A 7,473-nucleotide genomic window follows, 5' to 3' on the forward strand; every position below is an offset into this window, starting at 1 on the left:
TCGTCACCATCACCGAACCCGACCCCGACACCCACCCCGGCACCCTCACCCTCACCATCTCCACCGCCTGCGCACAACTCCCCGACTGGGCAACCCCCACCCCCACACCCCGCGCCGCACCCCCCACACCCACCGACGCGGAAGGGACCTGACCCGACGTCCTGCCCGTCGAGGCCACGACGTGCCAGGTCATCGGGCGGCCAGCACGTCGTCGAGGTCGTACGACACCGGTTCCTCCAGCTGCGCGTAAGTGCAGTCGCGAGGGTCCTTGTCGTCACGCCACCGAGTGAACTGGGCGGTGTGCCGGAAGCGCAGTCCCTCCATGTGGTCGTAGCGCACCTCTACCACCCGCTCGGGGCGCAACGGAGTGAACGACAGATCCTTCTTGGCGTTCCAGCGCGAGAACGCAGACGAGGTGGGGGTGCGCGGAAAGCTCTGATCCCGGTTGTCTGGGGTGCGATCGGCGGGTGGCTCCCCAGCATCGTCCCCGCCGGCCCACGCCCACGGATGCCCCTCGAACGTCGTCACCAGCGGCTGCAGTTCGGCGAACAGCTCCTGGCGCCGCTGCATGCTGAACGCCCCGATCACCCCGACCGACTGCAGGGCGCCGTCGTCGGAGTAGAGCCCCAACAGCAGCGAACCGATCCTGTCGTCACCGGAGGCGTGGGTGCGGTACCCGGCCACGACACAATCGGCGGTGCGTTCGTGCTTGATCTTGTACATCGCCCGCTTGTCCTCGACATACAGCAGATCCGACGGCTTGGCCATCACCCCATCCAGACCCGCGCCCTCGAACTGCTCGAACCAGCGCCGCGCCTCGTCACGGTCCTTCGTCGCGGGCGTCAGATGGATCGGCGCCGCCACGTCGGCGAACAGCTTCTCCAGCTCGGCCCGACGCTCGGCATACGGCCGCTCCGTCCAGTTCGTCGACCCGTGGGCCAGCAGGTCGAAGGCGACGAAGCTCGCTGGAGTCTGCGCCGCGAGTTTGGTGACCCGGCTGGCGGCGGGGTGGATACGCTGCTGCAGCAGCTCGAAGTTCAGCCGATCGCCACGCGCAGGGTCGATCAGGACGATCTCGCCGTCGATCACGGATCGGTCGGGGAAGTTCGCGATGATCGCCTCGACGAGCTCCGGAAAGTACCGGGTCATCGGCCGTTCGTTGCGCGAACCAATCTCGACCTGGTCGCCGGAGCGCCAGATCAGCGACCGGAAGCCGTCCCACTTGGGCTCGAACCACACGTCACCGGTGGGGAAGTTTTTCACGGGGCGCGCGAGCATCGGCCCGAACGGCGGCACGATCGGGGTGCCCCAGTGGGCGTCGCGTTCGGCCTTGGGAACGAGGTAGTCGGCGTCGTCGCGGTCACCGCGACGCTTCGAGGGCGGCACCCGCGGCGGCTCGCCCGGCATCTTGGGGTAGTCGGGGGGAAAATTCAGTTCCCCCTGACCGCCCGCGACCTGCTCATCCCACAGCGCCAGCGCCGCCTCGAGGGTGCCGACGTGCTCGTCGATGCCCGCCCACGCATCGCCGCGGTCGGCGATGATGCCGGCGACGGTGCGGATGGTGAAATCCCCGGGCCGGCAGTCGCGCAGTTCGTCCCACGTCACCGGGAACGACACCGGCGCGCCGGGCAGCGGGCGTGGCGAATAGGCCCCGGCCAGGGTGCGGTCGCGACAGGACTGGTTGAAGTCGACGAAGACCCGCTGGCCACGTTCCTCCTTCCACCACGACGCGGTGACCAGGTCGGGCAGGCGGCGCTCCAGCTCACGGGCGATGCCGATCACACCGTGGCGGACGTCGAGGAACTCGTGGTCGGGGGCGATCCGGCAGAACACGTGCACACCACGGTTGCCGCTGGTCTTGACGAACGGCACCTGGCCGAGTTCTTCGAGCAGCTCCTTCAACGCGAACGCGGCTTCGACGGAGTCGACGAAATCTCGCCCCGGCTGCGGGTCGAGGTCGATGCGCAGCTCGTCGGGATTGTCGAGGTCGGCGGTGCGCACGGGCCACGGGTGGTAGGTGACGGTCCCCATCTGGGCCATCCACGCCAGCCCCGCGGCGTCGTCGATGACGAGCTGATCGTGACGTCGTCGGCTGGGATAGGTGCAGGTCACCCGGCGCAACCACGCAGGAGCGCCGGCGGGAGGCCGCTTGGAGAAGAACTCCTCCCCGCCCACCCCCGCCGGGAACCGCTGCAGCGTGACGGGCCGGTCACCGATGGCGCGCAGCGCGCCGTCCGCGACGCTGACCAGGTACTCGGCGAGCTCGAGCTTCGTGATCGGCGCCCCACCGGACGACGCGTCTGCCGGCCACATCGGGCGGTCCGGCGAGCTGAGCGTGACCTGCCGCGTCTGTCCGTCGAGCGTTTCGAACTCCATCACGGTCATGGCTGGAGACTACCCGCTCGTGCGTCGTCCAGACGGTCAGCCGCGGAAGGCGGCGTGCCCGGTGATCTTCTCACCGAGGATCAGCGTGTGCACTTCGTCGGTGCCCTCATAGGTGCGCACCGACTCGAGGTTGTTCGCGTGACGCAGCGGCGAGTAGTCCAGTGTGATGCCGTTGCCCCCCAGCACGGCGCGCGCCTCGCGGGCGATCTCGATCGCGACGCGGGTGTTGTTGAGCTTGGCGACCGAGATCATGTGGTGCTCCAGCCGCCCGGCATCCTTCAGCCTCCCCAGGCGCAGCGCGAGCAACTGCGCCTTCTGGATCTCGAGCGCCCAGTTCACGAGCTTGAGCTGCGTGAGCTGGAACGACGCGAGCGGCCTGCCGAACGGGGTGCGCTGCTGCGCGTAGCCGAGCGCCTGGTCGAAGCTGTCGCGCGCCGCGCCCACCGCACCCCACGCGATGCCGTAGCGGGCCTCGTTCAGACACGAGAACGGGCCGCCGAGGCCCACGGCTCCCGGCAAGACGGCATCGTGGGGCAGGCGGATGCCGTCGAAATCGATGTCGCACTGGATCGACGCCCTCATCGAGAGCTTCGGCGCGATGGGGGTCACCCGGAACCCCGGCGTGTCGGTCGGCACCAGAAACCCGCGTACCCCGTCGGCGGTCATCGCCCAGATCACCGCGATCTGCGCGATGGAGGCCAGGCCGATCCACCGTTTGGCGCCGTCGAGCACCCACTCGTCGCCGTCTTGCCGTGCCGTGGTCGTCATGCTCGACGGGTCGGAGCCCGCGTCCGGTTCGGTGAGACCGAAGCACCCGATCACCTCGCCCGCGGCCATCCGCGGCAGCCACCGCTGCTTCTGCTCCTCGGAGCCGTGCTTCGAGATGGCCGACATCGCGAGCGAGCCCTGCACCGACACGAAGGTGCGGATGCCGGAGTCCCCCGCTTCGAGCTCCTGCATCGCCAGCCCGTACTCGACCGCCGAGCGCCCCGCGCAGCCGTGGCCGTGCAGGTGCATGCCCAGCAGCCCGAGGGCGGCCATCTCGGGCACGAGCTCGACGGGGAACACCGCGTCGTCGTACCATCGCGCGATGTTCGGGCGGATGCTGCGGTCGACGAACTCCCGCACGGTCGCGCGCACCTCACGTTCGGCATCGGTGAAGTCCGCATCGATGTTCATCAGGTCGCTCGCGTCACGCAGGTCCCGCGGTGTTGCCGGTCCGGTCACGGTGACTCCTCACATCTGTCCCGGCGCTCCGGGGGTCACGACTCATTGTGGCCGCTGGGCCGCAGCTATTGCGCTTTGGTGCGATACGGCCACTGTATCCATGCTGAAATCGCATCATTCCCAGCGACCCGTGCGCGCCGGGTCAGACTGGCCGCATGATCGCACCCACCCGCCCGGACGCACTGTTCCCCCGTGAGAGTGACGGCCCGCTCGCCGGCGTCGTGATCGCCGATCTCAGCCGTGTGCTCGCCGGCCCCTACGCCACGATGCTGCTGGCCGACATGGGCGCCCTCGTGATCAAGGTCGAAAGTCCGCGCGGCGACGACACCCGCACCTGGATGCCGCCGGTCCGCGACGGAGAGGCCACCTACTTCCTGTCCGCGAACCGCGGCAAGTACTCCATCGCCCTCGACTTCGCCGATCCCGCACAGCTGCGCACCGCCCGGGAGATCATCGCCCGCGCCGACGTTCTGGTCGAGAACTTCGCGCCCGGGCGGCTGGACCGGTTCGGCCTGGACTACGACACCCTCGCCGCACGGCATCCCGACCTGGTCTACGCCTCGATCACGGGATTCGGCACGGAAGCGGGCGCCGACCTGCCGGGGTACGACCTGCTCGTGCAGGCCGTCTCGGGCCTGATGGACCTCACCGGGCCGGCCGACGGCGACCCCACCAAGGTCGGCGTCGCCGTGGTCGACGTGATCACCGGGCTGCACGCGGCCACCGGCATCCTCGCCGCCCTCCACGCGCGGTCGGCGACGGGACACGGCGAGCACATCGAGGTGAACCTGCTCTCGTCGGTCCTCTCGGGTCTGGTCAACCAGGCGTCCGCCGTCGTGGCAGGAGGCGCCGTCCCCACCCGGATGGGCAACGCCCACCCGAGTGTGTACCCGTACGAGCCGTTCCCGACCGCCGACCGCGACCTCGTCATCGCGGTCGGCAACGATGCCCAGTTCGCGCGGCTGTGTGAGGCGCTCGGGCTGCCGGAACTGGCGGGCGACCCGCGGTTCATGGCGATGGCTGGACGCAATCGCCACCGCGCCGACCTGCGGCCGCTGCTGGCCGATCGGCTGCGAACCCGCACCGCCGACCAGTGGTTCGAGCTGTTGCGCGCCGCGCAGGTGCCGTGCGGGCCGATCCAGGGCATCGACGCCGGGCTGCGCCTGGCCGAGCGGCTCGGCCTCGACCCGGTGGTGCAGGCGGGGTCGGGGAAGCGGCGCATCCCGACGGTGCGGCATCCGATCCGCTACTCCCGGTCGCACGTCGACTACTCGCAGGCGCCCCCGCGCCTGGACGCCGACGGTGATCGGGTGCGTGCGTGGCTGGCGGCCGGTGAGCGCGGAAGGGTCACGACGCCGCGGTGAACAGCCGCCGTGCGGTGTCGATCGCCGCGGTGACCGCGGGCGAGGCGGACCGGCCGTTCCAGGCCAGACGAACCTCCACGGCGCCCAGGTCCGCGGCGAGCGGCAGGAAGGTGACCGCCCCGGCGGGGTGGTTGTCGCGCACGCCCGACAGTGTCAACGCGAGTCCGACGCCGGCCTCAACCAGCAGCAGCTCGGTCGCCGAGTCGGGGACCGTCTGCACGACGCGCGGAACGAAGCGGCCCCGCATGCCGAGCAGTTGCAGCCGGTTCGACAGTGTCGCGCCGCTGCCGCCGGGCAGCACGATCCAGGGTTCGTTCGCCACGTCGGCCGCCGCGAGCTGTCGACGCCGGGCGAGCCGGTGCGCACTCGGGAGGGCGACCAGCAGCCGCTCGCGCGAGATCACGAGCGAGTCCACACCGTCGGGCAGGAAGTCCCACCGCCCGATGAGCACGTCGAGGGTGCCCTCGCGCAGCCGCTCCAGACCCGGATGCGAGAACTGTGCGCTCTGCAGGTCGACGACCAGTCCCGGGCGTTCCCGCCGCAGACCGCGCGCGAGCTCGGCGACGAGATGGTGCACCGACGCCCCCGCGAACCCGACGCGCAGTCGTCCGGTCTCGCCCGCCGCCGCCCGCCGCACGATCTCGTGGCTGCGCTCGGCGAGCGCCACCAGCTCGCGAGCCGGTTCGACCAGCGCCTCACCCTGCGGGGTCAGCGCGACGCTGCGGGTCGTGCGCTCGAACAGCGGCGCACCGAGGTCGGCTTCCAGCTGCTGGATGAGTCGGCTGAGCGCGGACTGGGCCGTGTGCAGCCGCTCCGCCGCGCGCCCGAAGTGCAGTTCCTCTGCGACGGCGAGAAAGCCCCGGGCTTGAGAGACCTCCATGACTGCCCACTGTAGAGGGCGCGCCGAGCGCTCACTCCACTGGTACGCGGGCGCGGCGGCGTCGTCGCACGAGCGCGGTGGCGACCGCGACCGCCGCCACGAGAACCCCGACCGCTGCGACCACGACCCAGTCCGGCACGCCGGCCGAGACCTGTATGACCCACGACTCCAGCCGGAACTGGTCGGTCGCGCCCAGGATGCCGCCGACGGTGGCGGTGCCCTCGGTGGCCAGCAGCAGCACGCCGACCGCGATGGTGGCAAGACCTCCCACGATCGAGGTCCAGGCGTTGCGCCACCTGCCGATGACGAGCTCGCGTGGGCGAACGAGGCGCCGCACGAACGGCATCCGCCCCCACAGCAACGCCAGCAGCAGCAGCGGCACCGCCATGCCCGCGGCGAAGACGAACAGCAGGATGCCGCCGTACGCGGCGCTGCCGCCGACGGCGGCGTAGGTGAGCACGGCGCCCAGCAGCGGGCCGGCACACACTCCGGCCAACCCGTACACGTTGCCGAGGGCGTAGACGGCGGCGATCGAGGTGCCGTTGGCGCCCCGTGAGCGGGACAGTCCGGGGATGGGGATGCCGACCAGGAGCACGGCACCGGCGACGATCACGATCCATGCGGCGACGGTCACGAACTCGGTGCGGTGCAGTTGCACGAATGCGCCGAGGGTGCCCGCCAGCACCCCCATCGGAACGAGGGTCGTGATGAGGCCGAGGTAGAACACCCCGGTGCGCTGGATGAGCGCCCCGGGTGACGCGAAGGCGTACGAGAAGAACGCCGGCAGCAGCATGACCGAGCACGGGCTGAGCAGCGTGAATACCCCGCCGAGGAAGGCGCCGAGCAGGCCGAGATCGAACACCGGATCAGCCGGCGCCGGGGAGGGCGGAGTCGAGGAAGCTGCGGAACACATCCACGGGCTGCGCTCCCGCCAGCGCCGTTTCGCCGACGACGAAGAACGGTACGCTGCCGACCCCGATCTGCTGCGCGGTGGCGGTGGTCGCCTGCACCGACTGCATCAGGGCGGGTTCGTCGAGGGCCGCGGTGAAGCGGGCGATGTCGGGGACGCCGGCCTGCTCTGCGAACGCGATGAGGACGTCACGCGGCAGCTCGGCGCGGGCGTCGTCGGGCGCCGCGTCGTACACGGTGTGCAAGAACTCGAAGTAGCGGCCCTGGTCGCCTGCCGCGAGCGCCGCGACGGCGGCATCCGCCGACTGCTCACCGAAGAAGGCGACGGTGTGCACCTCGAGGCGCACCTGCCCGGAGTCGATGTACTCCTGGGTGAGGGCGGGCAGGGTCTCGCGGCTGAACACGGCGCAGAACGGGCAGCGCATGTCGGTCCACATCACGAGGACGACCGGGGCATCGACGGCGCCCACGGCGGCCGGGTCGCCCTCTTGGCGACGGACGATCGGCAACTCGGTCGCGGGTTGTGCCTCGGTGGTCGCGGTGGGGTTCGCCGTCGATGCCGGCGCCGACACCGTCGGGGACTGCGGGATGAGCTGCGCCACGATGACCAGCGCGATGAACACCACGACGACCGCGGCGACGACCAGTAGCCGACGTCGCAGGGCCGTGGGACGTGCAGGTGCGGTGCTCTCCCCCATGCCGTCCAGG

Annotated in this window: 6 protein-coding genes; 1 reads left to right on the forward strand and 5 read right to left on the reverse strand. The window is 70.8% G+C overall.

All coding sequences use genetic code 11. The features are described 5' to 3' along the window. Positions 1-189 precede the first annotated feature (189 nt). Complete coding sequence (locus tag ACK5KK_RS09560; RefSeq protein ID WP_416889855.1) at positions 190-2,385, reverse strand: ATP-dependent DNA ligase; 2,196 nt, start codon at positions 2,383-2,385, stop codon at positions 190-192. 36 nt (positions 2,386-2,421) lie between these two features. Continuing rightward, a complete protein-coding gene (locus ACK5KK_RS09565) occupies positions 2,422-3,564 on the reverse strand; it encodes an acyl-CoA dehydrogenase family protein (protein WP_416889860.1) in 1,143 nt (380 codons plus the stop codon). A gap of 203 nt (positions 3,565-3,767) precedes the next feature. Between ACK5KK_RS09565 and ACK5KK_RS09570 the strand changes: the two genes are divergently transcribed. Then, on the forward strand, positions 3,768-4,976 hold the full coding sequence (locus ACK5KK_RS09570; protein WP_416889856.1) for a CaiB/BaiF CoA transferase family protein: 1,209 nt from the start codon (positions 3,768-3,770) through the stop codon (positions 4,974-4,976). On the opposite strand, the gene ACK5KK_RS09575 is transcribed toward ACK5KK_RS09570, so the two are convergent. The 3 genes from ACK5KK_RS09575 to ACK5KK_RS09585 form a co-directional block, all read right to left on the reverse strand. Beyond that, positions 4,960-5,856, reverse strand: coding sequence for a LysR substrate-binding domain-containing protein (locus ACK5KK_RS09575; protein WP_416889857.1), 897 nt, complete (start codon positions 5,854-5,856; stop codon positions 4,960-4,962). The genes ACK5KK_RS09570 and ACK5KK_RS09575 overlap by 17 nt on opposite strands. Positions 5,857-5,887: 31 nt before the next feature. Then, a complete protein-coding gene (locus tag ACK5KK_RS09580) occupies positions 5,888-6,718 on the reverse strand; it encodes a cytochrome c biogenesis CcdA family protein (protein WP_416889858.1) in 831 nt (276 codons plus the stop codon). Between the two features lie 4 nt (positions 6,719-6,722). Beyond that, positions 6,723-7,473, reverse strand: a 751-nt coding sequence (locus ACK5KK_RS09585) for a DsbA family protein (protein WP_416889859.1), incomplete at its 5' end; no start/stop codon positions are given.

Origin of the sequence: Microbacterium sp. (genome assembly GCF_047972865.1) — a bacterium.
GTDB lineage: Bacteria > Actinomycetota > Actinomycetes > Actinomycetales > Microbacteriaceae > Microbacterium.

What these genes read in the sequence shown, in the direction of transcription:
- ACK5KK_RS09575 (WP_416889857.1), bottom strand. Translation starts at nt 5,856, where the DNA reads ATGGAGGTCTCTCAAGCCCGGGGCTTTCTCGCCGTCGCAGAGGAACTG.
- ACK5KK_RS09565 (WP_416889860.1), bottom strand. Translation starts at nt 3,564, where the DNA reads ATGAACATCGATGCGGACTTCACCGATGCCGAACGTGAGGTGCGCGCG.
- ACK5KK_RS09560 (WP_416889855.1), bottom strand. Translation starts at nt 2,385, where the DNA reads ATGACCGTGATGGAGTTCGAAACGCTCGACGGACAGACGCGGCAGGTC.
- ACK5KK_RS09570 (WP_416889856.1), top strand. Translation starts at nt 3,768, where the DNA reads ATGATCGCACCCACCCGCCCGGACGCACTGTTCCCCCGTGAGAGTGAC.